The 25,259-nt window shown below is 71.5% G+C and carries 23 protein-coding genes; 6 read left to right on the top strand and 17 right to left on the bottom strand.

Annotated elements, in window-relative coordinates; translation table 11 throughout:
* Positions 1-189 precede the first annotated feature (189 nt).
* The 3 genes from IEY91_RS31740 (at position 190) to IEY91_RS31730 (ending at position 3,910) form a co-directional block, all read left to right on the top strand.
* Entirely contained in the window at positions 190-846 is a 657-nt protein-coding gene (locus tag IEY91_RS31740; protein ID WP_189176606.1) for a hypothetical protein, read from the top strand.
* Positions 843-3,176 (top strand): serine/threonine protein kinase, encoded by a 2,334-nt coding sequence (locus IEY91_RS31735; RefSeq protein ID WP_189176605.1) that lies wholly within the window; start codon positions 843-845, stop codon positions 3,174-3,176. The genes IEY91_RS31740 and IEY91_RS31735 overlap by 4 nt, the downstream gene beginning before the upstream one ends.
* A 125-nt stretch (positions 3,177-3,301) precedes the next feature.
* Positions 3,302-3,910: a TIGR03086 family metal-binding protein gene (locus IEY91_RS31730; protein ID WP_189176604.1), complete on the top strand. Its 609-nt coding sequence runs from the start codon at positions 3,302-3,304 to the stop codon at positions 3,908-3,910.
* A gap of 22 nt (positions 3,911-3,932) precedes the next feature.
* Here IEY91_RS31730 and map read toward each other — a convergent pair whose 3' ends face one another.
* The 12 genes from map to IEY91_RS42050 all read right to left on the bottom strand — a co-directional run bounded on the left by map (position 3,933) and on the right by IEY91_RS42050 (position 13,293).
* Positions 3,933-4,715: a type I methionyl aminopeptidase gene (gene map, locus IEY91_RS31725; protein WP_189176603.1), complete on the bottom strand. Its 783-nt coding sequence runs from the start codon at positions 4,713-4,715 to the stop codon at positions 3,933-3,935.
* 64 nt (positions 4,716-4,779) lie between these two features.
* The gene (locus tag IEY91_RS31720) at positions 4,780-6,105 is read right to left on the bottom strand and encodes a deoxyguanosinetriphosphate triphosphohydrolase family protein (RefSeq protein WP_189176602.1); all 1,326 of its coding nucleotides are present in this window, start codon (positions 6,103-6,105) and stop codon (positions 4,780-4,782) included.
* Between the two features lie 101 nt (positions 6,106-6,206).
* On the bottom strand, positions 6,207-6,473 hold the full coding sequence (locus IEY91_RS31715; RefSeq protein ID WP_164327535.1) for a hypothetical protein: 267 nt from the start codon (positions 6,471-6,473) through the stop codon (positions 6,207-6,209).
* A gap of 167 nt (positions 6,474-6,640) precedes the next feature.
* A complete protein-coding gene (locus IEY91_RS31710; protein ID WP_189176601.1) occupies positions 6,641-7,195 on the bottom strand; it encodes a hypothetical protein in 555 nt (184 codons plus the stop codon).
* A gap of 128 nt (positions 7,196-7,323) precedes the next feature.
* Entirely contained in the window at positions 7,324-7,965 is a 642-nt protein-coding gene (locus IEY91_RS31705) for a GrpB family protein (RefSeq protein ID WP_229697348.1), read from the bottom strand.
* A 174-nt stretch (positions 7,966-8,139) separates the two neighbouring features.
* Positions 8,140-8,703, bottom strand: coding sequence for a DoxX family protein (locus IEY91_RS31700; RefSeq protein WP_189176600.1), 564 nt, complete (start codon positions 8,701-8,703; stop codon positions 8,140-8,142).
* Positions 8,704-8,768: 65 nt separating this feature from the next.
* The gene (locus IEY91_RS31695; protein ID WP_189176599.1) at positions 8,769-9,257 is read right to left on the bottom strand and encodes a hypothetical protein; all 489 of its coding nucleotides are present in this window, start codon (positions 9,255-9,257) and stop codon (positions 8,769-8,771) included.
* A 120-nt stretch (positions 9,258-9,377) separates the two neighbouring features.
* Entirely contained in the window at positions 9,378-9,893 is a 516-nt protein-coding gene (locus tag IEY91_RS31690) for a GNAT family N-acetyltransferase (protein ID WP_189176598.1), read from the bottom strand.
* Between the two features lie 97 nt (positions 9,894-9,990).
* A complete protein-coding gene (locus IEY91_RS31685; RefSeq protein WP_164327530.1) occupies positions 9,991-10,185 on the bottom strand; it encodes a ferredoxin in 195 nt (64 codons plus the stop codon).
* Positions 10,185-11,408: a cytochrome P450 gene (locus tag IEY91_RS31680; RefSeq protein WP_164327529.1), complete on the bottom strand. Its 1,224-nt coding sequence runs from the start codon at positions 11,406-11,408 to the stop codon at positions 10,185-10,187. Before IEY91_RS31680 ends, IEY91_RS31685 begins: the two co-directional genes overlap by 1 nt.
* A gap of 272 nt (positions 11,409-11,680) precedes the next feature.
* Positions 11,681-12,202, bottom strand: a complete 522-nt coding sequence (locus IEY91_RS42055) for a DinB family protein (protein ID WP_229697347.1) — start codon at positions 12,200-12,202, stop codon at positions 11,681-11,683.
* Positions 12,199-13,293, bottom strand: coding sequence for an alpha/beta fold hydrolase (locus tag IEY91_RS42050; RefSeq protein WP_229697346.1), 1,095 nt, complete (start codon positions 13,291-13,293; stop codon positions 12,199-12,201). The genes IEY91_RS42055 and IEY91_RS42050 overlap by 4 nt, the downstream gene beginning before the upstream one ends.
* An 80-nt stretch (positions 13,294-13,373) precedes the next feature.
* On the opposite strand from IEY91_RS42050, the gene IEY91_RS31670 reads away from it, so the two are divergent.
* Positions 13,374-13,952 carry a helix-turn-helix domain-containing protein gene (locus IEY91_RS31670; protein WP_189176597.1) on the top strand — a complete coding sequence of 193 codons (579 nt, stop codon included), beginning with the start codon at positions 13,374-13,376 and terminating at the stop codon, positions 13,950-13,952.
* 39 nt (positions 13,953-13,991) lie between these two features.
* Here IEY91_RS31670 and IEY91_RS31665 read toward each other — a convergent pair whose 3' ends face one another.
* Entirely contained in the window at positions 13,992-14,858 is an 867-nt protein-coding gene (locus IEY91_RS31665; RefSeq protein WP_189176596.1) for an NAD(P)-dependent oxidoreductase, read from the bottom strand.
* On the opposite strand from IEY91_RS31665, the gene IEY91_RS31660 reads away from it, so the two are divergent.
* A complete protein-coding gene (locus IEY91_RS31660) occupies positions 14,857-15,258 on the top strand; it encodes a winged helix-turn-helix transcriptional regulator (RefSeq protein ID WP_189176595.1) in 402 nt (133 codons plus the stop codon). The genes IEY91_RS31665 and IEY91_RS31660 overlap by 2 nt on opposite strands.
* Positions 15,259-15,391: 133 nt before the next feature.
* Here IEY91_RS31660 and IEY91_RS31655 read toward each other — a convergent pair whose 3' ends face one another.
* The 3 genes from IEY91_RS31655 to IEY91_RS31645 all read right to left on the bottom strand — a co-directional run bounded on the left by IEY91_RS31655 (position 15,392) and on the right by IEY91_RS31645 (position 19,958).
* Positions 15,392-16,567: a serine hydrolase domain-containing protein gene (locus IEY91_RS31655; protein ID WP_189176594.1), complete on the bottom strand. Its 1,176-nt coding sequence runs from the start codon at positions 16,565-16,567 to the stop codon at positions 15,392-15,394.
* 129 nt (positions 16,568-16,696) lie between these two features.
* On the bottom strand, positions 16,697-18,961 hold the full coding sequence (locus IEY91_RS31650) for an ATP-binding cassette domain-containing protein (RefSeq protein WP_229697345.1): 2,265 nt from the start codon (positions 18,959-18,961) through the stop codon (positions 16,697-16,699).
* A gap of 292 nt (positions 18,962-19,253) precedes the next feature.
* Positions 19,254-19,958: a helix-turn-helix transcriptional regulator gene (locus IEY91_RS31645; protein ID WP_373288062.1), complete on the bottom strand. Its 705-nt coding sequence runs from the start codon at positions 19,956-19,958 to the stop codon at positions 19,254-19,256.
* 275 nt (positions 19,959-20,233) lie between these two features.
* Between IEY91_RS31645 and IEY91_RS31640 the strand changes: the two genes are divergently transcribed.
* The gene (locus IEY91_RS31640; RefSeq protein ID WP_189176592.1) at positions 20,234-23,197 is read left to right on the top strand and encodes an AAA family ATPase; all 2,964 of its coding nucleotides are present in this window, start codon (positions 20,234-20,236) and stop codon (positions 23,195-23,197) included.
* Between the two features lie 60 nt (positions 23,198-23,257).
* Here the strand turns inward: IEY91_RS31640 and IEY91_RS31635 are convergent, their stop codons facing one another.
* Entirely contained in the window at positions 23,258-25,258 is a 2,001-nt protein-coding gene (locus IEY91_RS31635) for a PucR family transcriptional regulator (protein ID WP_189176591.1), read from the bottom strand.
* Position 25,259 lies beyond the last annotated feature (1 nt).

The following is a 25,259-nucleotide window of genomic DNA, read 5'->3' as shown; positions in this document are numbered from 1 at the left end:
CAACACCCCAGCCATACCCAGGAAATACCCAGCTCACAGCCTTCTGCAACAGGCTTTAGGGCCTGATCCACAAGACAGGCCCTAGGATCGGATGACGCTCACAGCAGGCAGGCAGCACAGTCAGGCACGCAGAGGGTGCGGATGGTGATCGGCTCGGGCTCGGGGGACGCTTCCGGATTACCGCCGGAGGTGACGAATTCGCTGTCCGGCGTGGTGGTGGGGCCCAGTCTCCAGACCGGCGCCGTGCACGGCGACGTACACGTTCATCTGGACTCCGCGGCGGCCACGGCGCAGTCGGCCGTGGACATCGCCGCGGCCCTGCAGGCCGCGCTCGGGCCGCCTGCCGATGTGTTCCGTCGGCAGGCGGTCGAGCAGCTCCTCGCGGATCTCGAAGCGGTGCACCGGGACTACCTGGTGATGTTCGAGTCCATCCTCGAGAAGACACCCGCCGCCTGGGAGCGGGAGACCCCGGACTTCGCCGAGCGGGTGCGGGCGGTCGCCGAGCTGCTGCGGCGGCTGCGGCTCGCGTACGAACCGGTGCGGGTGCGGGTCCACTCGACGGCGGAGGCGCTGCACGGTACGGCCGTGCGACAGCCGGAGCGGGTGTTCGTCGACGCGGTGCTCGCGTACTTCCCGACCGGTGAGCTGCGCGTCGACGAGGAGCACCATCCGTGGCGTACGTCGGGCACAGCCGTGCTCGATCATCTCTACCGTGCCCTTGACGGCGAACTGGGCCAGGAACTGCGGGCCTTGATCGCAGCCACGCTGGCCCTGCACCGACAGCGCTGGCTGGAGGTGTGCCGTGCCCACGCGGCGCTGCGGCTGGGCGGGGGTGCGGGCGGATGAGCCGTTGGTGGCGCCGTCAGGGCAGCGCGTACGCCGATCCGTTCGCGCATCCCTACTTCGCACAGGCGCTGCGTACCGCGACGACGCTGAAGAAGGCGCGCGCGCACGAAAGCGTCGGTGACTACGAGATCCTCCGGCAGGTCGACGGGCCGCACGCCACGGTTCTGGTGGGGCGCCGCCGGGACGGCGAGTTCATGGTCCTGAAGGGGTTCCGGCCGGACCAGGCGGTGGGCGCGTCGGCGCAGACGACGCGGCACAGCGAGGCGCTGCGCATGATGCGGTTCGGATACAGCGGCTTCGTGCCCCTCGACGACACACTGAACCTCGCCGACGGCGGCACCTATCTCTGCATGCCCTACTGCCAGGGCGGAAGCCTGCGCGACCGGCTTGCGGCAGGCGACATCGGCGCGGCGGAACTGGCGTACCACGGCCTTGCCATGGCCTGCGCCCTGCAACGGCTGCACGACCACGGCCTGGTCCACGGCGACGTCAAGCCGGACAACGTCCTCTTCCACCATGGGGACGACGGCCTGGGCGAGGAGTCGGCCAAGTGGCACACCTGGCTGTCGGATCTCGAGACGCTGTCGGAGGCGGGCGGGCCTACGAGTTGGCGGATGACACCCGAGTACGCGGCACCGGAGCAACTGGGCGGCGCGCCCGCCGCCCCGGCGATGGATGTGTGGGCCTGGGGCGTCGCCATGCGGGACGGCGTCACCGGCACCGGCCCGCTGCCCGAGGGGTGGCAGTGGCTGACCGACCTGGTCGACCGATCCGGGGCCGTCGAGCCGGCGGACCGCCCGTCGGCCGCGGAGATCATCGAGACGTACGGTCACCAGGTCGGTTTCGGCGACGACAAGCAGCCGTGGCTCGGAGCTCCCCGCGACACGGCGACCGCCTGGTACCCGCTCCCCGCGATGCCGCCCTTCACCGGCTCCTGGCCGAGAAGCGACCCCGACACCCCCGTGACGACGGCCGTCGTCTCCTTCGGCTGGGCGACGTCGCTTTCGCAGTGCCGGCGCCTGCACCGCATCGGGTCCGTGCCGGCGCTCACCCGCCTCGCGGAACTGTGCACCCGGATCCTCGGCGATCCGGCGGATCCCGCATCGGTGTGGCAGGCCTTCCGTGCCCAGCCCGGCGCCACGGCTCTGCGGGGCGACTCCTCGCTCGGCTTCACCTGGAAGGTCGGCGGCGCGACGAGCCCCTCCGGACCAGAGGACGCCGTGCTGCCCCGGCAGGCCGCGTTGTCGTTCGTGGTGTATCTGGCCCTGGCGCTGGTCGAACTCGTCGAATCGACGGGAGCCGACACGGACGTCGAGCGGCTGCGGACCGTTGCGGAAGCATGGGAATCCATCGGCGAGTTCGAGTCCGAAGGGGACACCGCGATCCTCGCCCAGGCCTGGCTGACCGTGGACGAGCCGTACCGTGCCCTGCCGTACGTGCGCCGCTCCTACGCGGCCGACCGCGCCGACCCGTCCGCGCTCGCCGCGATGCGCGTGTACTACCTGGCGACCGGGGACTCCGGCATGGCGGCGAAGGTCTCGACGCAGGCCTGCGACGCGACGGACGCCACCATGGCGATGCGGTGGCTGGCCCTCGCCGTCGTGGACCTGCTCGAAGCAGCGGAGTACGACGCGCTCGACAGCGTTCTCGACGCGATCCGCGACTACAGGATCGACGTCATCTCCCTTGTCCGGTGCGTGCTCGCGGGCCGGCGCGGACCGGTGCGCGCCGATGCCGAGTGGACGCAACTGCGCGAGCACTGCTCGACGTTGAGCAGCGCGACTTCCATCCAGAAGCTCCGCTACCTCGTCGAGGCCGCCCACCAGCGCGGTGACGTCGACTACGCGCGGCGCTGCGCCGCCGTCGCCCTGGCCCGCCCGGTCATCCGCATGCCGGTCCACCACCGTGCCCGGGCCGCGTTGGAGGCCGTCGCCCTCGGCCGGGATCCGGCGGACGGCAGCCTGACGGCGCGGCTCAACAACCGTGCGGAGCTGTGGGCGGCCGATGGCCGCCGTCCGGACGACCCACTCGTCGGTCTGTGCCTGGTCGCCGCTCAGCGGTGGGTGAACGGCGCCGGTCGCGCGGCTGCGACGGCCGCCGCCCAGGAACTGGTGGAGCACAGCCGACTCCAGACCGAGCACCGCACCGGGCTGCTGCTCAAGAGCACCCGCCACTGCGGCGGTTGCAGCACACGCGGCCGAGTCGAGCAGATGTCTGTCTGCGGTGCCTGCCATCAGCTCTTCTGCGCGGACTGCGGCGACTCCAGGTGGCCGGACCACACCCAACGCTGTCGCGGCGATCTCGTGCATCCGCCGGTGCTGCGCGGCTGACCTTCGAGGTTGTGGTCGATCGGAGCAGGGCGCGAGATTGCAGTCGATCGGCGCAGGGCGCGTTGAAGTGGTCATGGTCCGTTTCCCGCCGGAAGCAGCGGCACGCACTGGCCAGACTCGGCACCATGAACGACACAGACAGCACGCTGCTCAGCCACTTCGACACCGCCGCAGAAGGTTTCAGCGATCGGCTGAGTCGGCTGAGGGCGATGCCGGACACGTGCTGGGAGAACGCCACCCCGTGCACCGAATGGAACGTGCGTCAACTGGTCAACCACATGATCCAGGGAAGTCGCATCTACACCTCGCTCCTGCGTGGCGGCAGCAGCGCGGAGTTCATGACGAACCTGGACCACGAGGCGCTCGACGGCGACCTGGTGACCACCTACCGGGACGCGGTCGCCGAGTGCCGGGCGGCGTTCCATGCCGTAGGCGCGCTCGACCAGATCGTCGACTACCCGTTCGAGCCCGTTCCCGGTCGGCAGTTGCTCGGTCTGTACGTCGTGGACGCGATCACCCACACGTGGGATCTCGCCCGCGCCGTACAACTGGACGAACGACTCGACGCGCACACGGTGCGCTGGATCCTCGACAACTTCCCGTGGATCTATCACGGCGTCAGCGAAAGCCCGCTCACGGACAGCAACCGCTACTACGGGCCGCCCACAGAGGCACCGACGTCGGACACATCCCAGCAGGGCCGTCTCCTCCACACCATGGGCCGCAAGCCGTAGCCCCGGAACACGGGCTTCGACCTCACAGGTGTGCTTGCTTGGGCAAGGTGAGGATCTCCGCTCCGTCTTCGGTGATGGCGATCGTGTGCTCACTGTGTGCCGTCCGGCAGCCTGTCGCACTACGGAGCGTCCACCCGTCGGCATCGGTCACGAGTCGGGCGGTGTCCGCCATGACCCACGGCTCCAGGGCAAGGAGCAGCCCAGGGCGCAGTTTGTAGCCACGGCCGGGTCGTCCGGTGTTCGCGACGTGCGGGTCCTGGTGCATCGTCGATCCGATGCCATGTCCTCCGAACTCGGTGTTGATCGGGTACCCCGCCCCGCTGAGGACCGTGCCGATGGCATGGGAGATGTCACCGATGCGAGCCCCGGGCCCGGCAGCGGCGATCCCTGCGGCCAGCGCGCGTTCGGTTGTGCTGATCATCGCGACGCTCTCCGGGGGCTTCGCTTCGCCCACGATGAAGCTGATGGCAGCGTCCGCGGCGACTCCGCCCTTGGAGACGGCGAGGTCGAGTGTCAGCAGATCGCCGTCGGCGAGCGCGTAGTCGTACGGCCGTCCGTGGAGCACGGCGTCGTTGACGGCCGTGCAGATGTAGTGGCCGAACGGGCCGCGTCCGAAGGACGGCGCGTAGTCGACGTAACAGGACAGTGCTCCCGCCTCGACGATCATCTTCTCGGCCCACCTGTCGATGTCCAGCAGGTTCGTGCCGATCGCGCTACGGCTCTTCAGTGACTGCAGGATCTCGCCGACCAGGGCACCGGTGTCTTTCGCCCGGGCCAGCAGGGTGGGGTTCAGGATCTCGATCATGCGGCACCCTTCACACGCAACCAATAACTATACCGGCATTACTATACCGGTATGAGAATCGGCGTCACAGCCACATCGTGTCGCTCACGGATCCAAGGCTCGTGCCGGACAGGCGGCGGTGCAGGGTCATCGCCTGGTCCTCGGTGAGGGAGGCGACGTGGTCGGCGGCGGCGCGCAGGGGGTCGCCGTGGAGGTCGAGTTCCTCGGCCCGGTCGGTGGGCAGGAGTCGAGGGGATTCGTAGGTCCAGCGCAGCAGCTCGGAGACGATGCGGCGCTTTCCGTGCTGCTGGGTGGCGAGGGCAGGGCGGTCGATGACGTAGCACCAGACCAGTTCCTTGAGCAGGTCGCAGGCGGCGCGGCGCTCGGCCGGGACGACAAGCCTGGCGCCGTGGCGGATCGCCTCCCGGCCGCCGACCTCCAGCTCGATGCCACGGGTGAAGTGGTCGATCAGTTTGGCCGTCCGGGCGTTGACGGCGACGTCGTCCGCGTGCCGCCCCGCGTAGGGCCCCGGGACGGACAGTGCCTTGGCGATGTCGGCGAGGAGGTGCAGCGCCTCGTCCCGGTCGAAGGCGGCACCGGTGCGGCGGCGCTTGGCCTCCACGTAGTCCAGGAAGCGCTGCGTCTCCCGCTCGGTGTCGCCGCCCGCCGCTCCCGGCGGCGGGAAGAGCGCGGCCAGCGGGATCAGCCCGGTGCGGTAGAAGTCCTCCACGTCGTGGCAGGCGTACGTGACGTCGTCGGCCCAGTCCATCACCTGCTCCTCGACCGGCACGGCGTCGTCGCCGCGGCCCGCCCGCACCCAGGCGAACGCCTCCCGGTCGGCCGCGTACACACCCCACTTGGCGTGCCGCGCGGGATCGACGTCGTGCGGGGCGCGTTCCCAGGGGTACTTCGTCGCGGCGTCCAGGCAGGCCCGGGTCAGGTGCAGTCCGCGGTGGCCGGGGTACTTGTGCGCGGCCAGGAAGGTGAGGATGTGCAGGGTCTGGGCGTTGCCCTCGAAGCTGTCGAGCGCGCCGCCCGCGGATTGCAGCTCGTCCATCGTCGCCCGCAGCGCGGTCTCGCCCGCGTGGCCGAAGGGCGGGTGACCGATGTCGTGCGCCATGCAGGCCGCCTCGACAAGGGCCGGGCTCGGACCGCCGTAGCGCCGCTCCAGGCGCTCGGCCATCCGCCGCCCCAGCTGGGCGACCTTCATCGAGTGGGTCAGTCTGGTGTGGTAGGCGCCGAGTTCACCGCTGGCGACGACCTGGCTCTTGCCCGCGAGCGCGCGCCACTGCGTGGAGTACAGGATGCGGTCCACGTCGTGCTCGAATCCCGAGCGCTGTCCGTCGTCTGCGACCCGTCGGCGCAGGGAGTGTTGTTCGAGGTCCTCGTCGCTGTACTGAGCCGGTCGCATGGCCGGATAGTAGTGCGCCCCCTGGCCCAGGGCCCCCGCCTGCCGTCCTACGCGCCCTTAGTACCGCAACGGAGGCGGCAACGATCCGGCCCCGACCCTGGTCAGGAGGGCTCGGTGAGAACCCACAACTCCCAGACTCCGGCGGCCCGGCACTCGTAGGCGCGTACGCCGTTCTCCAAGTACCACCGGCCGCGCTCATGACAGCGGTTCTCCTCGGCCGGAGGAAAGTCCGCCACGTGGTGCCAGCCTGGCCCGGCTGCCGGCGCGGACTGTACGGGCGTGGGTGCGGGCGCGGAGGCCGCGGCAGTTGCGCCGTGGGTCGCCACCAGCAGCGACGCGGCCGCAGCCGCGAGGAGAACGCGTTTCATGGTTCGCATGGAACGCATCTTTCCGCAGCCGGCGGGCCCACATCGATGGAGACCGCTCCGCCGTCCCCCGATTGGCCCAAAGGGTGATACGTGCAGCCTGGCTGTGGGACATGACGCGGTTCTTGAGGGTGCGGCAGTCTGCGCGCCCGCCCATCGCCACTCTTGACTCATCGCGTTCTCAGCTTGCGGTTTCCGGCCCGGTCCTTCGCGATGTTTCGTATCTTCTTGCTGCAGCCTGACCCGGCGAGCAGGGCGAGTACCTCCGGCGACGTCGACTGCTCGGCGAGGACGCGCTGCATCCAGTACGTGACCTTCGCCAACTCGACGGGTGTCGGCACGTGACCGTCCTCGACGGACAGGTAGAACAGCCAGTCGTGGATGCGGCTGTGGATGAACTCGCGGCACCCCTCCGCTTTGAGCTGGTCGATCTCCGGCAGCAGTTCGGCCGACCACTGCCGGAACTCGGCAGGACCACTCACCCGCATCGCGATCCTGTCCACGAGGGCGACCACCGCCGTCTTGGACCCCATCTCGTGGGGGTCGCGCAGGATCGTGGCGACGATCGCGCGGTCCTTGTCGCGGCTCCGCGAGGAAGCGGTCACCGAGACGACGCGTTGGTAGGCGGACGATCGGACGTGCTCGTCCGCGAGGGCATCGTCGACGTCCACGTCGAGAATGCCGGCCCCCGCCAGCAGCTCGGCCACATCGGAACGCAATGTCATCGCTTCATCCCCTCTCGCAGGGCCGGACTCCACATCGTGGACACCGTCCTGCGGTCCGCACACTGAACCAAACGAAACGGCCTGTTGGTGCCCTGTGCGCCCTGCCCGCTCACCGCGTCGGCCGCGCCCTAGGCACTCTCGGCCCTCTCCGCCCGCGCGATGATCGCCTCGACCACCTCCGTCTTGGCGTCGGCGTAGTTCTGCATGTACTCCCACGTCTGCTCGGCCAGCGCCCTCTTCGTACGGGCGTACAGGTCCCGGTCGTCGTCGTGGGCGCGGAGCCAGTCGCGGAACCGGAGCATGCGGGTGGTCTCGGGGCAGTCGGGCGGCAGCACGTGCAGGTTCGCGGACGCGGCGCCCGGGGCGAGGTCCTGGGTGCGCAGCACGCGGTGCTCGTACCAGTCGGGCTCGCGGACGGCGAGGGTGTAGCCGAGTCGTTCGAGCGCGGGTACGTACGCCGTCTCGTCGCCCGGGTCGGGGACGGTCAGGAGCATGTCGATGATCGGCTTGGCGGCCAGGCCCGGCACCGATGTCGAGCCGACGTGCTCGATCTCGTGCCGTACGCCCGTGAGCGCGCCGTCGATGCGTACGGCCTCGTGGGCGAAGGCTTGGCGCCAGCGGGGGTCGTACTCCGCCAGCGCGACCTGGCCGTCGAGTCTGGGCGCCGTGCCCACGCTGGCCGCGTCGATCTCTTCGGCGGTCATGGGCACTTGGTCGACGGGTCCCTGTGCGCGGGGCGTCCCGGGATCGTCGTTCCCCTGCTCGGGCACGGCCTGCTCCTCACCTTGACGTGACAGCGGTTCTCGTACACCCAAGGCAGGAATCCGCGGAGCGTCAAGCGGGTTGCGGGCCCGCACGAAGACGGGGGTGCGGGCTCGCGTGAGAACGGGGGTGCGGGCCCACGCAATCGCTCGCGCGGGCCCGCACCGGCGGCTGCCGGAGGCTCAGTCCCGCAGCACCACGAGCACGAACGCCGCCGAGACCGCGCCGAGTACGACGGCCGCGACCCCGCGCGAGAACCGGTGGTCACGCAGGACGGGCAGGAGTGCGTCGGCGGCGAGGCGGCCGGGGCCCACGAGTGCCAGGGACACCGCGCCGGCCAGGAGCACCAGGTCGTACTCGATGCCCTGGGGGCTGAAGAAGCCACTGCCCCACTTCACGGCGATGGCGTTGAGCATGATGCCGAGGATGCCCGCGCCCGCGAGCGGGGTGAGCAGACCTATCGCGAGGCCGAGGCCGCAGAAGGTCTCGGTGAGCGCGGCGACCCAAGCCATCGTCTTGGCGGCCTTGTAGCCGTCGGCGGCGAAGTTGCCCGCGGTGCCGTCGAGTCCGGAGCCGTCGAACCAGCCGAAGAGCTTCTGCGATCCGTGGGCCGCCATGGTGAGGCCGACCGCGAGGCGCAGCAGTAACAGGCCGAGGTCGGCGCCGGGTTGTGGGGCCGGGTGCGGGGAGGCGGCGGGGCGCGATGGCGCGCCAGCCGGTGTGGGGGTGGTGAAGGGGGACGACATGGCGGATCTCTCCTTGTGCCAAGAAAGGTTGGGGGGGATGACGGAGCGAGGGAGGAGAGGCCCCTCTACGTTCTGATGACGCGGGTTTGGTACAGGTCGACGGCGGTGGCGTCGGGGGACGAGGTGCCGGCGAGCAGGGCGAGGCCCCGGCTCGGGTCGTGGCGCGGGGATGCGGCCCGCTGTGCGGGGGCGCCCGGCTGTTCGGGGACGGGAATGACGGCCTCGCGCGGCGTCTCGCGTTCGCCGCCGCCGTTGCAGCCGCTGGTGCTGCCCGCCTCGCTGCGGCCTTCGAGCGCGTCGACGGGCGGGCCGAAGGGCTCGGTGACTGCGGTGTGTTCGCCCTGTTGCCCCATGTCGCCGGGGAAGACGTTGGCGGCTGGTCCGAGCGCGAGGATCAGGCAGAGCAGCGCCATGAGCAGGCAGGGGGCGCCCTTGAGGCCCGCTGCGGCGCGTGCCGCGGCGGCCTCGGCCGGGATCCCGTCCTCAGCCGGGAACCCGCTCCGGAGCCGGGGCTCGCGCCCCGGCCTCCCGGAGGAGAACTCCTGCCCGCTCATGCCACCCGATGATAGGTCCAGACCAGCACCCGGCTGAAGCCCCCTGACGGACTCGGGCCCCAATGCGGCTCACTGAGGCCGGATTTCACCCCTCGTCGCATCGCTCCCGGCACGGTCGCTTCACCCCCGGCCGTGCGGGCGCCGCATGCACACCCGCGGCCAGCGGTCCAGACCGTGCGCGGCCTCCTTCTCGCGGACGTCCCGCAGCCCGGGGCCGAGTTCGGCGTCTTCGAGGAGTACGAAGCCACAGCGCGCGTAGTACGGGGCGTTCCACGGCACGTCCCTGAACGTCGTGAGCGTCAGCGCCGGGACACCCTCGGCCGCCGCGCGGTCCGCGAGGTGTTCCAGCAGGGAACGGCCGATGCCCTGGTGCGCGTGGTCGGGGTGCACGGACACCTGCTCGACGTGGAGGTCGCCGTCGAGGGGGTCGGCGAGGAGGTAGGCCACGGGTACGTCGGCCGGGTCGGCGGCGACCCAGGCGAGGCCCGCGCGCCGGTGGCGCGCGAGTTCGTCCAGAGTGGGCGGATCGTCGTCGGCGATCTCCGCCATACCGATGTCGCGGAACCAGCGGCCAGCGGCCCGCTCGATGTCCTGGAGGCGGGCCAACTCACCGCCGTGCACTGCTCGGATACGCATCGTGCCATTGTGTCGTGGGCCGTACGTCGCGTCGGTGCGGGGTGCGCCGACGCGACGTACGACCCACGAGCCGGCCCTCGTGGAACTACTCCGTGAACTACTCCGTTGCGACCGTGATGGCCTGTACGGGACAGGCCCGCGCCGCCTCCCGGAGCATGGGGTCCTCCACCCCCTCCTGGCGTCCGGGCAGCAACTCGCTGAAACCGTCGTCGTCCTGCGTGAAGACACCCGGCGCCGTCAGCACGCACTGACCCGCGCCGATGCACACGTCGGTGTCGATGGAGACGCGCATCAGCCGCGCCCCCAGGTGACGGGCAGTTCCACGAGACCCTGGATGGTGTCGCCCGGCTTCATCCGGATCTCGTCCGCGGGCACGGCGAGCCGCAGGTCGGGGATGCGGGCGAGCAGCGAGTGCAGGGCGATCTCCAGCTCGGCGCGGGCGAGGTTCTGCCCGAGGCACTGGTGGATGCCGAAGCCGAAGGCGAGGTGGTGGCGGGCGTTGCGCCGCACGTCGAGGTCGTCGGCTCCGGGATAGACGGTGGTGTCGCGGTTGACGGTGGCGGCGGAGAGGATGACGCCGTCGTCGGCGCGGATGGTCCGGCCCGCCACCTCGATGTCCTCGGTGGCGACGCGCACGAGCCCGTCGGCGATCGACAGGAAGCGCAGCAGTTCCTCGACGGCGTCGCGCGTCCGCTCCGGGTCGGCGCGCAGGGCCGCGAGCTGGTCGGGGTGTTCGAGCAGGGTGAAGGTGCCGAGGGAGATCATGTTGGCGGTGGTCTCATGCCCGGCGATGAGCAGGATGAGGGCGAGGCGTACGAGTTCGTCGCGGTCGAGGGTGCCGTCGCCGAGCCGGTCGCGGACCAGTTCGTCGAGTACGCCCTCGGGGGTGGCGTCGCGGCCCGGATGGCCGCCGGCCGCCTTGGCCTTGCGGTCGACCAAGTCGCCCAGATAGTCCATGAGTTCCAGGCGGCCCGCCTCGGAGTCCTCGGCCGTGGCGCCGCGCAGGATCCGGCGTGAGGCCTCTTCGAAGAAGTCGTGGTCGGCGTACGGGACACCGAGAAGTTCGCAGATCACGATGGACGGCACGGGCAGGGCGAAGGCGGCGACCAGTTCGGCGGGCGGCCCTTGGGCGAGGACGGCGTCCAGGAGTTCGTCGACGACGCGTTGGATCCCGGGGCGCATGGCGGCCACCTGTTTCACCCCGAACGTGGGGATCAGCGTGCGGCGCTGTTTGTTGTGCAGGGGGTCGTCGACGCCGAGCAGCGCGAGCGGCTCCCGGCGGGAGAGCTCGAACCGCCGGGCGAGCAGCGGGAAGGCCGGGTTCTGCCGGTCGGCGGAGAGCCGGGGGTCGGTGAGCAGGGCCTGGGCCTCGGCGTGCCCGGTGACGAGCCAGGCCTCGGAGTCGTCGTAGAGGGTGACGCGGTTGAGCGGGCCTTGCTCACTCAACGGCCGGTATCCGGTGGGCGGGTGATAGGGGCAGGTGCGGTCCTGAGGGAAGGGGGTGGCTTGCGCCATGGGGGCCTCCGTTGTGCTCGGACGGGTCGTCCGGGTGTTCCGACCCTCACTTCATGCCCCATGCACCTACCCGTACCATGCCCGGTTCAGCCAACTTCGCCACGGTCGGCCCCGAGTGCAACTTGATGGCCGATTTATGGCACCTGCCGGTCCTTTTACGACACGGGCTCGCACCCCTCCCCACCCCACGACCTCGCAGGAGTCGCACCTCTTCCTCAGGCCCGTACATGTCAGTCGCTGACACGAATGGCGTGTTCCCGTCGGGCGACCCTTCAGCGGCCCGTGGAGCCGTCGATCTGTTCGCGGAGGATGTCGGCGTGACCGGCGTGCCGGCCGGTCTCCTCGATCATGTGGACCAGGACCCACCGCATGGACGGGGACGCCTTCCGGCGCGGGGGTCGCGGGGCGGGGAGCGTCAGGTCCGGGCAGGCTTCGATGATCTGGTTCGCTCGGTCGACGGCTTCGCGGTAGTCGGCGAGGACGCCGTCGACGGTCTCCTCGGGGGTCGGGCGCATGGTGGCGGCCCAGTCGCCGGCCGCTTCGCCGAGGAAGTAGAAGCGCTCGACGGATGTCAGGTGCTTGACCAGGCCGAGGAGGCTGGTGCCTGAGGGGGTTCCGGGGGTGCGGACCTGGGGTTCCGGCGCGTCCACGGCCTTGTTCGCGATCGCGTCGCGGAGGTAGTTCAGGAATCCCAGCAGGGTGGCCTTCTCGTCGGCGCCGGTCCGCGGGGGTCCGGTGTCCTTCGTCCGTGGCCTGGGGTGCCGCGTACGGTCGCGTGACGTCGCGGTGCTCACTTGGCCCTCCTTCCGGCGAGGAACGCCAGCAGTTCGGCGGTGACGAACTTCGGGTTCTCTTCCGTCAGCCAGTGGCCCGCCTTGGGAACCTCGACGGCCCGGGTGATGCGGGACATGCGGGGTTCGACCGTGGAGCGGGCGAACGGGAGTTGGCCCTCGGCGGTCATCAGCATCGTCGGCGTGGCGATCGGCGCGGCGGCCGTGTTGTCCCGCTCGTCCCGCTCCAGCGTCCGGTACAGCTCGAATCCGCCGGTCAGGACCTGGGGGCGGCGGTAGGTGCGGGCGAACTCGTCTTCCTGCCGGTCGGTGAACGGGGACTTGGCGCCGGGTCCGCCGAAACTCTTCCCGCCGTACGCGACGTACGCGTAGAACAACGCGAGGTACTCGCGCACGTCGTCGGCCACGATCGCCTCCGGGAAGTCGTCCTGCCCGTGGAAGCCGAGGTGCCAGCTCAGCGTGCGGTACTTGGCGGCGCTGAGGGCGGGCCCCGGGAGGGGATAGTCCAGGTGGGCGTACGCGCGGACCTCGCCGGGGTACTGCGCGGCGTACTGGAAACCGACACCGGCCCCGAGGTCGTGGCCGACGAGGTTGATGTCGCGCAGGCCGAGCCTGCCGGCGAGCAGGCCGTGGACGAACCGGGCAAGGGTGGCCTTGTCGTAGCTCGGCGGCGCTCCCTCGCTGTCGCCGAGCCCCGGCAGGTCCAGCGCGTACACCGTGTGGCGCTCCGCGAGTGCCGGCATGATGCCGCGCCACGCGTACCAGGACTGGGGCCAGCCGTGCAGCAGGACCAGGGGCTTGCCGGTGCCGCCGGTGACGTAGTGCATCCGCACGCCGTCGACGTCGGCCGTCCTGTGGCGGAACCGGCGGTTGAACGCGGTGTCGTGGCGGGTGGCGGCGTCGAAGGCCGTGGACTTGGCGTCGACGGACGGTCGGCGCGGTGTCCCGCCCGGCGTTCGCCCTTCCGCCGTCCCGCATGCCGTCGTCAGTGCGAGGACGGCCGTGGTCATCGCCGCGCGGCGCGTCCACAGTGATCCGGTCGTCGCAGTGGCGCCCGCTCGTGTGTCCTGAGCGGTTCCCGTTGTCGTGAGCATCGAATGGTCACCTCCGCCGCCAGCATCGCCACCGCCGTTCCGCTCTTGCAAGAAAAGTTGCGGATCCGCACGATGGACGCATGGGAAGTACCGAAGAAGACGTTCTCGCCGGAGTCGGTGCGCGCTTGCGCGCCCTGCGCCAGGCGCGCAACGCCACGTTGGCCGAGCTGGCGACCGAGACCGGTCTCACGGCGAGCACACTGTCCCGCCTGGAGAACGGAAGGCTCCGCCCCACGCTGGAGCAACTGCTGCCGCTGGCGCGGGCGCACGGCGTCCCGCTCGACGATCTGGTGGCGGCGCCGCTCACCGGCGACCCGCGCGTCCACCTGCGGCCGGTGCGGCGCAACGGGTTGACGGTGGTGCCGCTGACCAGGCGCCCCGGAGGCGTCCAGGCGTACAAGGTGGTCCATCCCCCGGCCGGGCAGGCGCCCACGATGGAGCTGCAGACGCACGAGGGATACGAGTGGTTCTACGTCCTCAACGGAACCGTCCGGTTCCTGCTCGGTGAGCAGGAGTTCCGGCTCGGCGTCGGCGAGGCCGCGGAGTTCGACACCCGCGTACCGCACTGGATCGGCAGCGCCGACAGCCGACCCGCGGAACTGCTCACGCTGTTCGGCGCGCAGGGCGAGCGCGCCCATCTGTCGCCGTCCCAGCACTGAGCTTGTCCTACCGTTTGGCGCGGGCCGCGTGGGCGAGGTTCAGCCGCGGAGGAGTTCGGCGACGTGGGCGTAGGAGTCGTCCGCGTATCCGGCCGCCATGCCGCGGCGGGCGACGTCGTGGGCCGCGGAGATCACCGTGCTGTCGACGCCCCGGCTGCGCGAGGCGTCGAGGACATGGGACATGATCGCCGCCGCCGAGCGGAGGTTGGAACCCCCGGCGGGATAGCTGCCGGTGTCGACCTGCTCGGCGAACGCATCGATCACGTCGGGCAGGAGCCCGGCGACACCCTTGGCGTAAGGAGCCAGGTCGGATGCGGTGACGCCCTCGGACCCGGCGAGGGCGAAGGCGTGGACGACGCCGGTCAGTGCCGTCCAGAAGATGTCGAGCAGCGCGACGTCGTGCGCCCCCGCACGGCCCGGGTCGGCGCCCAGGTACACGCAAGTGCCACCGATGGCCTGGAGGGTGTCCCGGTGGCGCTCGTACAGGTCGGCCGGGCCGCTGTGCAGCACCAGCGTGGACGGGCCGCCGACGAGGTACGTCGGGACCATGATCGCGCCGTCGAGATATCCGATGCCGTGCGCCTCCGCCCAGTCGGCGGTGGCACGGGCCTCGTCGGGAGTACCGGCGGTGAGGTTGACCAGGGTGCGGCCCTTGAGCGCGGCGGCGTGCGGGGTGATGACGGCGCGGACGGCGTCGTGGTCGAGGACGCAGATCACCACGAGGTCGCTCGCCGCGATCGCCTCCGCGGCGGTTCCGGTCTCGACGGCGCCGTTCTCCACCAGGCCGTCCGCCCGGCCAGAGGTACGGTTCCAGAGGGTTGCGGGATGGCCCGCGGCCAGGAACGCGGAGGCCAGGGCCCGGCCCATCGGGCCCAGGCCGAGAACGGTGACGGGGGCAGCAGACATGGGGAACTCCGAGGTCGTGACGGTGACCGATCCGCACACGTGCGGGATGGGTGTGGCCGTCGGGGTGTTCGAGGGCAAGTGGAAGTCGTTCGTCATGTGGGCGCTCTCCGAGCGTCCGCGCCGCTTCGGGGAGACCAGGCGGCTGGTCACCGGCATCAGCGAGAAGGTGCTGACCCAGCAGCTCCGGGAGCTGCAGGCCGACGGGATCGTGCACCGGGAGGACTACGACGAGGTGCCGCCCCGGGTCGAGTACTCGCTTACCGAGCGGGGCCGTCACCTCTATGAACTGCTTGAACTGCTCTCCGCCTGGGGTCGGGACCACCTGGCCGCGAGGACAGGGGCGGTGTCGGACGAGGGGCTTGGCGCGCCTCGACAAGACTTCCCGGTCACCGGTCCTTGATCAAGTACGTACCTTCAGGTACGTGCCCACGAGCTCATGGCGGACCGGCGCGAGCTGCGGGAGAAAACCACCGCCCCACCCGCCAGGACGTCGGCGGGTGGGGCGGCTTCGGGCGGGGCGGTCGGACGACGTGTCAGGCTCCGCAGAACTCGGCCTCCACGAGCTGCAAGGTGTACGTGTTCCGGTCACCGTTCACGTTGGCCGCGAGCGTGTGACGGCCGTCGGACGTCGTCACCACGACGGACGACGAGCCGGGTGCGCTGCCGGTGTGGCCCCAGACGGTGATGCCGCAGGAGAGTTGGTACGAGAAGAGGCCCAGGCCGAAGCGCACCTGGGGCACGTCCGGGTGCACGGGAATGGTCGTCGTCATCTCGGCAAGCTGGCGCTTGGGCAGCAACTTGCCGCGCAGGAGCGCGGAGTAGAAGCGGTTCAGGTCCGCGCTGTTGGAGATCATCTCGCCTGCGGCCCCGGCGTAGGACGGGTTCAGCTCGGTCGTGTCGTAGAGGGTGCTGCCCGGTGTGCCGGACAGCAGGTCGTAGCCGCGAGCGCTGGGCCGCGGCAGGGTGGTGGCGGTGCCGGGCACCCGGGTGCCGCGCAGATGGAGGGGGTTGATGATGCGGCGCCGGATCTCGTCTCCGTACGCGCGGCCCGTGGCCTTCTCGATGATGAGGCCGGCGAGCAGGAAGTTGGTCTTGGAGTAGAGCACTCCCTCCCCCGGTGCGTTGTGCGGCTCGTGGCGCATCGCCATGGCGATCATCTGGGCCGGGGTCCAGGTGTCGTAGCGGTGCTCGAGGAAGTCCTTGGTGAAGATCTTGCGCGCGTACTCGGGGTCCGTGTTGACGTCGTAGATCCCGCTGGAGTGGTTCAGGAGCTGCCGGATGGTGATGCGGTCGCCGTCGTGGCCGTTGCCCTCGACCACGCCCGGCAGCCACGAACCCACCGTGTCGTCGAGGTCCAGCTTTCCCTCGGCCTCCAGTTGGAGCACGACGGTGGCGACGAAGGTCTTGGTGATGCTGGCGACCCGGTAGTGGTCGTCGGCGCCGCGCGGGGTCTCGCGTTCGATGTCGCCGAGGCCCGCCGCGGCCTTCCATGGGCCGCCCGCGTCGGTGACGCGTGCGGTCACGCCGGGGTTTCCGGCCGCGACGAGGGCGTCCATGGCCTTGCGGGTCGCCTCGTGCGACGCGGTACCCGTCGCCCCGGGTCCGGGGTGGTGCTCCTGTCGCGGTGCGGCCGTGGCGGTAGCGGTCGCCAATGTGGTCAGCGCCGTCACTGATATCGCCGCGACCGACAGTCGTCTGCGCAGGTTCATGCCGCTCCTCTGTCACACCATGCCGGAAACTTCAACTGCCGTGCCTGGCCGGGGATGTTATGTCAGCGGAGCGGCGGAAGCGACGATTCACCTGTCGACGGGACAGCGGTAACCGCGACCGCCTCCCGCTCACGACCCGACGTAATCCCGCAGGTGACGAGCCGTCAGCGTGTCGCCCTCCGTGACCAGTTCGGCCGGAGTGCCGGTGAAGACGATCTCGCCGCCGTCGTGGCCGCCGCCCGGACCCAGGTCGATGATCCAGTCGGCGTGGGCCATCACGGCCTGGTGGTGCTCGATGACGACGACCGAGTTGCCGTCGTCGACGAGGCGGTCGAGGAGGGCGAGGAGTTTGTCGACGTCGGCCAGGTGCAGGCCGGTGGTGGGCTCGTCGAGGACGTACGTGGAGGACTTCTCCGCCATGTGGATGGCGAGCTTGAGGCGCTGGCGCTCGCCGCCGGAGAGGGTGTTGAGCGGCTGGCCGAGGCGCAGATAGCCGAGGCCGACGTCGGAGAGGCGGCCGAGGATGGTGTGCGGCTTGCCGGTGGGGAAGAAGTCGTACGCCTCCGCGACCGACATACCGAGGACCTCGCTGATGTTCTTGCCGCGCAGGTGGTACGTGAGCACCTCCGGCGTGAAGCGTTTGCCCTCGCACTGCTCGCAGACCGAGGCGACGCCCTGCATCATCGCCAAGTCCGTGTAGAGCAGGCCGAGACCGTTGCACTTGGGGCAGGCGCCTTCCGAGTTGGCGCTGAACAAGGCCGCCTTGACGCCGTTCGCCTTGGCGAAGGCGTCGCGGATCGGGCCGAGCAGGTTCGTGTACGTCGCCGGGTTCGACCGGCGCGAGCCGCGGATCGGGGACTGGTCGGCGACCACGACGCCGTCCCGCCCGGAGAGATAGCCGTGGATCAGCGAACTCTTCCCGGAACCGGCGACGCCGGTGACCACGGCGAGAACACCGAGCGGGACGTCGACCGACACGTTCTTGAGGTTGTGCAAGTCGGCGCCCTCGATGGCCAGTTGACCCTTCGGCGTGCGGACGGTGTCGCGGAGCCGCGCGCGGTGGCCGAGGTGGCGGCCGGTGAGGGTGCCGGAGGCGCGCAGGCCCGCCACGTCCCCGGTGAAGCAGATCTCGCCGCCCGCCGCGCCCGCGCCGGGGCCGAGGTCCACGACGTGGTCGGCGATCTCGACGACCTCCGGCTTGTGCTCGACGACGAGCACCGTGTTGCCCTTGTCGCGCAGGCGAAGGAGCAGGTCGTTCATGCGCCGGATGTCGTGCGGGTGCAGGCCGATCGTCGGCTCGTCGAAGACGTACGTGACGTCGGTGATGCTGGAGCCGAGGTGGCGGACCATCTTCACGCGCTGCGCCTCGCCGCCGGAGAGGGTGCCCGAGGAGCGGTCGAGGCTGAGATAGCCGAGGCCTATCTCGGTGAGGGAGTCGAGCAGGTCGAGGAGGTTGGCGAGCAGCGGGGCGGTGCCCGCGTCCTCGATGGAGCGGATGAAGTCGGCGAGGTCGTCGATCTGCATCGCGGAGCACTCCGCGATGTTCACGCCGTTGATCCTTGAGGAGAGCGCCTCCTGGGTGAGGCGGGTGCCGCCGCACAGCCCGCACTGCGCGAAGACGACGGCGCGCTCCACGAACGCCCTGATGTGCGACTGGAGTCCGTCGCGGTCCTTGGCCAGCCAGGTGCGCTGCATCTTGCTGATCAGGCCTTCGTACGTGAAGCCGTTCGAGCCGACCTTCACCTTCACCGGCTCCTTGTGGAGGAGGTCCGCCCACTCCTGCTCGGTGAAGTCCTTCAGCTTCTTGTCGGGGTCGTAGAAGCCGGAGTTGACCATGATCTGCCAGCCCCAGGAGTCCACCGCGTAGTACGGGACGGTGAGGGCGCCCTCGTTGAGGGAGAGCTCGCGGTCGAGGAGCTGGTCGACGTCGACGGTCGAGACCTCGCCGGTGCCCTCGCACTCGGGGCACATGCCTTCGGGCAGGTTGAAACTGAAGGCGCCCGAGGTGCCGACGTGCGGTGTGCCGAGGCGGCTGAAGATGATGCGCAGCATCGTGTACGCGTCCGTGGCGGTGCCCACCGTGGAGCGCGAGTTGGCGCCCATCCGCTCCTGGTCGACGACGATCGCGGCGCTCAGGTTGCGCAGCTCGTCGACGTCGGGGCGGCCGACGTTCGGCATGAACGACTGGACGAAGGCGGTGTACGTCTCGTTGATCAGGCGCTGCGACTCGGCGGCGATGGTGCCGAACACGAGCGAGGACTTGCCGGACCCGGAGACTCCGGTGAACACGGTCAGCCGCCGTTTGGGCAGGTCGAGGGAGACGTCCTTGAGGTTGTTCTCGCGTGCTCCGCGAACCTGGATCAGGGTGTGGGCGTCGGCGGGGGTGAGCTTCACGGGGGGGCTCCTTGTACGGGTCGCGGCGCGGGCCTGCGGGCGCACGGCTGCGCGGCCGCCCGGCTCAATAGCGTACACCGTACCCAGTCGAGGCAGCGGGCGCCTCCGGTTTTCGCGATGCCCGATACCTCGCCCTTGCTCGCCACCCACAGAAGCGGACCGACTTCGTCCGGAAGGGGGCGATTTTCGGCCCTTCCCGGATGCGTCGCAGGTTCGGCGGCGACCCGATCCTCGCGGGACGGCGAAGGGGCCGACTCGCCTGCCCGCGCGACCCGTTGGGGTGCCCGCGCGGTCAGATGTAGCCTTCCCGCAGGGCATGGGCCACGGCGTGGGCGCGATTGCGCAGGTGAAGGCGGGTGGTCAGGCCGTGCATGACGTTCTTGACCGTGCGCTCGGAGTAGGAGAGCTTGCTTGCGATCTCTCCGGTGTCAAGGCCCTCCGCGACCAGGCGCAGCACGTCCGCCTCGCGCGGAGCAAGCCCCGAGGCGGGGGCGCCGCTGGTGCCGGCGGCGGACCGCTGCAGCGTGCCCACCTGGCTCAGCAGCCGGCCGAGCAGGTCGGAGGGAAGGTCGCCGTCGCCCCGCGAGGCGGCGAGGACGGCCTGCAACAGGCGGTGCGCGGTGGCTTCGTGGCGCCAGACCACGGCCCCCACACCGCACTCGATGACGTCGAGGAGTTCGGCCTCCCGCACGGCGCTCACCACGAGGACGGCGCGGGCGCCCTCGCTGCGCACCAGCCTGCGCAGCGAGGTCAGTGTCGTCTCGTCGGGCGTCTCGCAGATCAGTACGGCCACGGTTCCGGGCCCGGCCTCCCGCTCGTCACGGAGGTCGATCATCGGGTGTTGGCCGAGCAGGCTGAGCGCGCCCGCGCGGGAGATGGGATCCGTGGTGTGGACGACGACCGGGATCCGGTGCGCGGGGTGTGGCGCGCGGACGGATTCGGCGGCTCGGGTCGGGTCCCGGTCCGCGGCCGCGACCGGAACCGGGGGTCTGACCACGGCTCTGACCTGGGCCGGGACTCTGTCCGTGGGTCCGGCCGAAACCATGCCGTCGTGGGTCCCCGCCGGGACGCCCCCCTTGGTCCGGAATAAACCGTTCAACGGATTTCCCCATCCTCCTCGATGTCGGCGTCGCGCCCGGATGCTCCAGTGAAAGCTGTGGCAGATAGGCACGATCCACACTTCCCCTTCACCAATGGTCCGGACAATCGTGGAGCACCACGAGGCGCACCACGAGATCGACCACGGCACGACCACGACAGCAGGAGGCAGTGATGTCCCGACCAGACCCGATCCGCGACCGCCGCGAGGCGATGGGGCTGGTGGCGGCCGAGGCCGGGCGGGCCCGGTCCGGCTCCGGCCGCCTGGTGCTGCTGCGAGGCGCCACCGGCACCGGCCGCAGCACCCTCCTGGAGGCCGCCGCCGAACACGCCGAGGCACACGGCATGCGGGTGCTGCGCGTGCGGTGCACGGCCCACTCCATCGCGCCGCTCACCGCCGTGACCCAACTGCTTCGCGCCGGACCGGACTTCAAGTGCCCGGCCCAGGCCTCCCCGGAGACACCGGACGCCGCCGAGGCCACGCGCCGCAGCGACCACGCCTCGCAGCTGTGGCGCGAACTGCTCGCGCTGGCCGCCGAGAAGCCCCTGCTGCTCGCCGTGGACGACATCCACCTCGCCGACGCCCAGTCCCGCAACTGGCTCATGGCGGCCGCCCGCCAGCTCGACCGGATACCGGTGCTGCTCGTGGCGACCGAGCGCAGTCAGTACGACGTCGAACCTCCCTTGTCCGGTCTCGCCCACGCCCTTTCGCCCGCCCTCGTGCGCACCCGCACCCTGTCCCCGCTGGCCCCCGACACGGCCGCGGAACTGGTCCGTTCGCAGGTAGGCGACGCGCCCCCGCAGGCCTGGGTGGACGACTGCGTGCGGGCAGCCGCCGGCAACCCGCTGCTGCTGCGCGCCCTCCTCGACGACCTGCGCACCGCCGAGCCGGACGGCCCCCGTCCCACCGCCCTGCCGGACACCTGCGCGGCGCTGTACCCGGGCTCCTACCCGGCCGCGGTCACCTGGTGGCTGGACAGCGCGGGAAGCGCGACCGCCGAGGTGGCCCGCGCACTCGCCGCCATGGACGAGGACAGCGCTCCGGGCACGGTCAACCCTTCGGCCACGGACGGTCCTTCGGCCCTGAGCAGGGGCGACGATCCGGCCCGGGGCGCGGACGGCGATCCGGTTCTGCTCGCCGGGATGACCGGCGCCGATCCCGCGCGGGTGCACGGCTGGCTCACCGCCATGACCCACCTGGGGATGCTCCGCCCCGCCCCGGACGGCCGCCTCCGCTACGCCCATCCCCTGCTGCGCGACGCCGTGTTGAGCGGCTGGTCCGCGGCCCGGCGGCAGCAGGCCCACCGGCTCGCGGCCGAGGCGATGCTGCGCCGCGGCGACCCCGCCGAAGCCGTGGCGGGACAGCTCCTGCGGGTGCCCGAGGTCGGCGAGTCCTGGGCCACCCGCATACTCCTGGACGCCGCGGCGGTCACCGTCCGCGAGAGTCGTACCGGCGACGCCGTCGCCTTCCTGCGCCGCGCGCTCGACGAACCGATGACGTCCGCCCGCCGGGCCGAGGTGCTCACCGAACTGGGGTCCCTGGAGTTCGCCTCCGCCCTGCCCGCGGTCGGCATACCCCGGCTCGCCCAGGCGCTGCAGCTCGCGAGCAGCCCCGAGGGCCGGGTGCGTACGGCGGTGGCGCTCGGCACGGCGCTCGCCGGGCAGGGCGAGGCGCGGGCCGCGGTGAACGTACTGCGCTCCCTGGACCGGCAGTTGACGGACCATCCGGACCTGGTCGGCACGCTCCAGACGGCCTCCGCGCTGCTCGCCGACCACGACCAGCAGGTGCGGCGGCGGATGTACGGCTGGCTGCGCGAGCGTGCCGAGCACTCGCCGGACCTGATCGGCGCGGCCGGGCAGGCGCTCCTGGTGCGCTACGAGTCCACGGCAGGCCTGCTGTCCGCGCACGCCGCCATGGACCGGGTCCGCACCCTGCTCAAGGAGCCCGCCGAACCGCTGGGCGAGTCCTTCCTCCTCGGCACCACGGCGGCCATCGCGCAGTGGGCCGACGAACTGGACGAGGCCGAGCGCCTGGTCGACCGCGGTCTGGCCGGGCAGAGCACGTCGCTGCTGCATCCGATGCACGCGGCCCTGCTGAACGTGCGGGCCGACATCGCCGCCGCGCGCGGCTCGTACGCGGAGTTGCTCGCCGATCCCGCCGTGCTCCGGGCCCCCGAGGCGCACGACGGCCGGCGCGCGCCGACCAATGCCCACGCCCACGCCGTCGTCGCGCTGGTCGATACCGGCCGCGTGGACGAGGCCCGCACCCTGGCGGGCGCCTTCGACCTCCGCGACGCGCCCGACTCCTGGGAGCCGAACCGTTTCCTGTACGCACGCGGGGTCCTGCGCGCCGCCGACGGTGACACGGCGGGCGCGCGCGACGACTTCCTGGAGTGCGGGCGCCGGCAGGCGGCACGCAGTGTGGTCAGCCCGGCGGTGACTCCGTGGCGTACCGCCGCGGCGGAGTGCGAGCTGGCTCTCGGGCGCCCCGAGCAGGCGCTCGCCCTGGCGGAAGAGGAGCTGCGGCTCGCCTCGGTCTGGAACACGCCGCGTCAGATCGGCCGGGCCCTGCGCGTCCTGGGCGCGGCGACCGGCGGCCGGCACGGCCTGGAGCTGACCGACCAGGCCGTACGACAACTGCGGGACGCACCGGCCGAGACAGAACTGATCATGGCTCTGATCGACCAGGGTCGGCTGCTCACGGCCGTCGGCGAACGGGCGCGGGCCCGCGATCCGCTGCGGGAGGCGGCCGAGCGCGCCGAACGCAAGGGCGCGGTCCGGCTCCTGGCCCTGGCCGAGGGGGTGCTGCGCGAGGGCGGCGCCCGCCGCACCACGGCGGCGCACACCGGGTCGGCGGCCCTGACCGCCAGCGAGCGGCGCATCACCGCACTCGCCGCCGACGGCCGCACGAACACCGAGATCGCCCGGCTCCTGCACCTCGCGCGGCGCACCGTCGAGACCCATCTGACGAGTTCCTACCGCAAGCTCGGCATCCGCCGTCGCGGGGAGCTCCCCGCGGCTCTCGCCCGGCGGCCGGGCGACGCCGAGCGCCCGCACCGCGAGCGCGTGCAGCGCGAGCACCCGCGCCGGGAGCAGCCTCACCGCGACCAGCCGCACCGCGAGCTGCCCGCCTGGTGACCGCGTGGCGACCGTCGCGGGTGACCGCGTTGCGACTGTCGCGGCGGCTCGTGCGTCACGTCAGGTCGCTGGGCACAGCACGCCGCGGCTGTCCGCGACGTCGAGGTCGCCGGTCACGACGTGCAGGGAGAACTGCAGATCGCGCAGGCCGTTCAGGGAGCTGAAGTCGCGGGCCATGTGCCGCTCGAGGGCGCGCAGATGGGAGCGCACGGTGGCTTCCGAGAGGCCCAGGGCGCGCGCGGTCGGTTCGATGTGCGCGTCGTGCGTGAGCCAGACGGTGGCGGTGGTCAGCAGGTCCCGGCGATCGCCGCGGGCGGTGTGCAGGAGGGTGTCCGCCCAGGCGAGGACCTGGGGCGCGGCGAGCAGTGCGGGCAGCGTCGGCGGCGCGCCGTCGAGGGTTGCGGATCCCGCGGGGTGTTCCCGCTGCGTGACCAGTTCCAGGGCCAGGCCGACGGCGATGCGGTCGGCGACCGTGCCGAAGTCCACGTCCAGGGCTTCGGCCGCCCGGGTCACGCGCCGTGTGACGGTGTTGCGGTGCAGGTGCAGACGCCGTGCGGCGACCGTGTAGGGGTGGGCGAGGGCGCTGGCCAGCGTCTCGCGCATCTGCTCCCACTGGGTCTCGTGCCGCATCAGCGGGTCGAGGAGATTCCTGGCCCAGCGCTGCGCGTCGCGCGGCGGGAGCAGGCCGACCAGGTCGGTGTGGTGCGCGGACAGCGCGAGCGCGTCGGGCTGGTGGAGCGCGAACCGCTGGGCGGCGACGGCCTCTTTGAGCGCGTCGGCGAGCAGGGACATGGAGTAGATGCCGCTGCCGCTGAGGGTCGCGTCGGCGCCCAAGGCGGCCACGACGCGGGCGAGTTCGGCGGGCACGCCGGAGGTGCCGGGCAGTTCGAAGGCGCCCGCGGATCCGCCGGGCAGCGCGGCTGTGCCGCCGGCGCCGGATGTGTCGTACGCATCGGACGCGACGGCACTGCCCCGTCCTGCTGCCCGCGCGGGCACCTGAATCGGCTGTACGACCAGGATCCTGCGCTCCGCGCGCGGGTCCGCGATCACCAGGGCGCGGCCCGCGGTGACGGCCTCGCACCGGCGTGCAGCGGCGTCGCGGTGGGTGCGCGGGGTCTCGATGACGAAGACACGGGCCGTCTCCGGCTCCAGGAGGCCGGGGGCCTGCGGGGCCATGACCCGTCGTGCCTTGTCGACCTCGGCGTCCAGGAGGAGTTCCACGGCGGCCCGCCGGGCGGCGCGCGAGGCGTCGGCCGCCGCGCGGTATTCACGGCGTGCCTGGTCGAGGAGGCCGAGGAGCTTCGCGGTCTGGCCGAGGAGGCGTACGTCGGCGTCGTCGAAGGGCGCGGTGCGGGCGACGGCGAGGACCGTGTCCGCTCCGTGGGCCGGGGCGAGGGTGATGAGGCGGGTGTGCTGCTCGGGCGTGGCCGCGCCGACGGAGCGGTGGATGATCGCCGGTGCCAGGGTCTCGGCGGCGGTGGCGGGCGAGGCGGCGAGGACGCGCTGGGGTTCGCTGACGAGGACCTGTACGTGCAGGGCGCGCGCGAGCCAGTCGGCGATCCGCTGCATGGCTCTGGGGTCGGCGAGCTGGGTGGGCATCTGCTGGACGAGGGTGGCGAGTTGGGCGGCGCGGCGCTCGGCGCCGGAGAGCCTGCTCTCCTGGAAGCGGTGGCGCGTCCTGACCCACTCCCGCAGGGGCGCGGTGGTGACAAGGAGGGGGACGGCGAGTGCGCTGGACAGGTCGCGTATCGCTTGCGGGAAGGGCTGATGGGGAGCCGGTGTCGCGTTCACCACGAGGCCTGCGCACCTGTCGAGCGCCAACTGTTCCAGGAGCGTTTCCAGGGCGACTTCCGCGTGGCCCCGGAGGCGGAACGGCAGCCCGGTGACCAGGACCAGGGATCCGGGTTCGAGGCGTCGCTGGGGCTCGCCCTCCAGGAGCTGGGCCAGGGTCAGGGTCGTCAGTCCGGCCACCCCGGCGGGCTCGTACCGGGCCGCGTCGATTCCCCCGGCGAAGGCGAGCTCGAGTTCAGCCCTGCCGACCAGCGCGCCCAGTGTCAGCACG

Origin of the sequence: Streptomyces lasiicapitis, assembly GCF_014646335.1 — a bacterium.
Taxonomy (GTDB): domain Bacteria; phylum Actinomycetota; class Actinomycetes; order Streptomycetales; family Streptomycetaceae; genus Streptomyces; species Streptomyces lasiicapitis.
The sequence above is the reverse complement of the archived record's forward strand: the minus strand, read 5'-3'. Positions and strand labels throughout refer to the sequence as shown.

Bases quoted from the DNA above. Each gene is read 5' to 3' on its own strand.
- IEY91_RS31735 (WP_189176605.1), top strand. From the start codon at position 843: ATGAGCCGTTGGTGGCGCCGTCAGGGCAGCGCGTACGCCGATCCGTTC.
- IEY91_RS31730 (WP_189176604.1), top strand. From the start codon at position 3,302: ATGAACGACACAGACAGCACGCTGCTCAGCCACTTCGACACCGCCGCA.
- map (WP_189176603.1), bottom strand. From the start codon at position 4,715: ATGATCGAGATCCTGAACCCCACCCTGCTGGCCCGGGCGAAAGACACC.
- IEY91_RS31720 (WP_189176602.1), bottom strand. From the start codon at position 6,105: ATGCGACCGGCTCAGTACAGCGACGAGGACCTCGAACAACACTCCCTG.
- IEY91_RS31715 (WP_164327535.1), bottom strand. From the start codon at position 6,473: ATGAAACGCGTTCTCCTCGCGGCTGCGGCCGCGTCGCTGCTGGTGGCG.
- IEY91_RS31710 (WP_189176601.1), bottom strand. From the start codon at position 7,195: ATGACATTGCGTTCCGATGTGGCCGAGCTGCTGGCGGGGGCCGGCATT.
- IEY91_RS31700 (WP_189176600.1), bottom strand. From the start codon at position 8,703: ATGTCGTCCCCCTTCACCACCCCCACACCGGCTGGCGCGCCATCGCGC.
- IEY91_RS31695 (WP_189176599.1), bottom strand. From the start codon at position 9,257: ATGAGCGGGCAGGAGTTCTCCTCCGGGAGGCCGGGGCGCGAGCCCCGG.
- IEY91_RS31690 (WP_189176598.1), bottom strand. From the start codon at position 9,893: ATGCGTATCCGAGCAGTGCACGGCGGTGAGTTGGCCCGCCTCCAGGAC.
- IEY91_RS31685 (WP_164327530.1), bottom strand. From the start codon at position 10,185: ATGCGCGTCTCCATCGACACCGACGTGTGCATCGGCGCGGGTCAGTGC.
- IEY91_RS31680 (WP_164327529.1), bottom strand. From the start codon at position 11,408: ATGGCGCAAGCCACCCCCTTCCCTCAGGACCGCACCTGCCCCTATCAC.
- IEY91_RS42050 (WP_229697346.1), bottom strand. From the start codon at position 13,293: ATGCTCACGACAACGGGAACCGCTCAGGACACACGAGCGGGCGCCACT.
- IEY91_RS31670 (WP_189176597.1), top strand. From the start codon at position 13,374: ATGGGAAGTACCGAAGAAGACGTTCTCGCCGGAGTCGGTGCGCGCTTG.
- IEY91_RS31660 (WP_189176595.1), top strand. From the start codon at position 14,857: ATGGGGAACTCCGAGGTCGTGACGGTGACCGATCCGCACACGTGCGGG.
- IEY91_RS31665 (WP_189176596.1), bottom strand. From the start codon at position 14,858: ATGTCTGCTGCCCCCGTCACCGTTCTCGGCCTGGGCCCGATGGGCCGG.
- IEY91_RS31655 (WP_189176594.1), bottom strand. From the start codon at position 16,567: ATGAACCTGCGCAGACGACTGTCGGTCGCGGCGATATCAGTGACGGCG.
- IEY91_RS31640 (WP_189176592.1), top strand. From the start codon at position 20,234: ATGTCCCGACCAGACCCGATCCGCGACCGCCGCGAGGCGATGGGGCTG.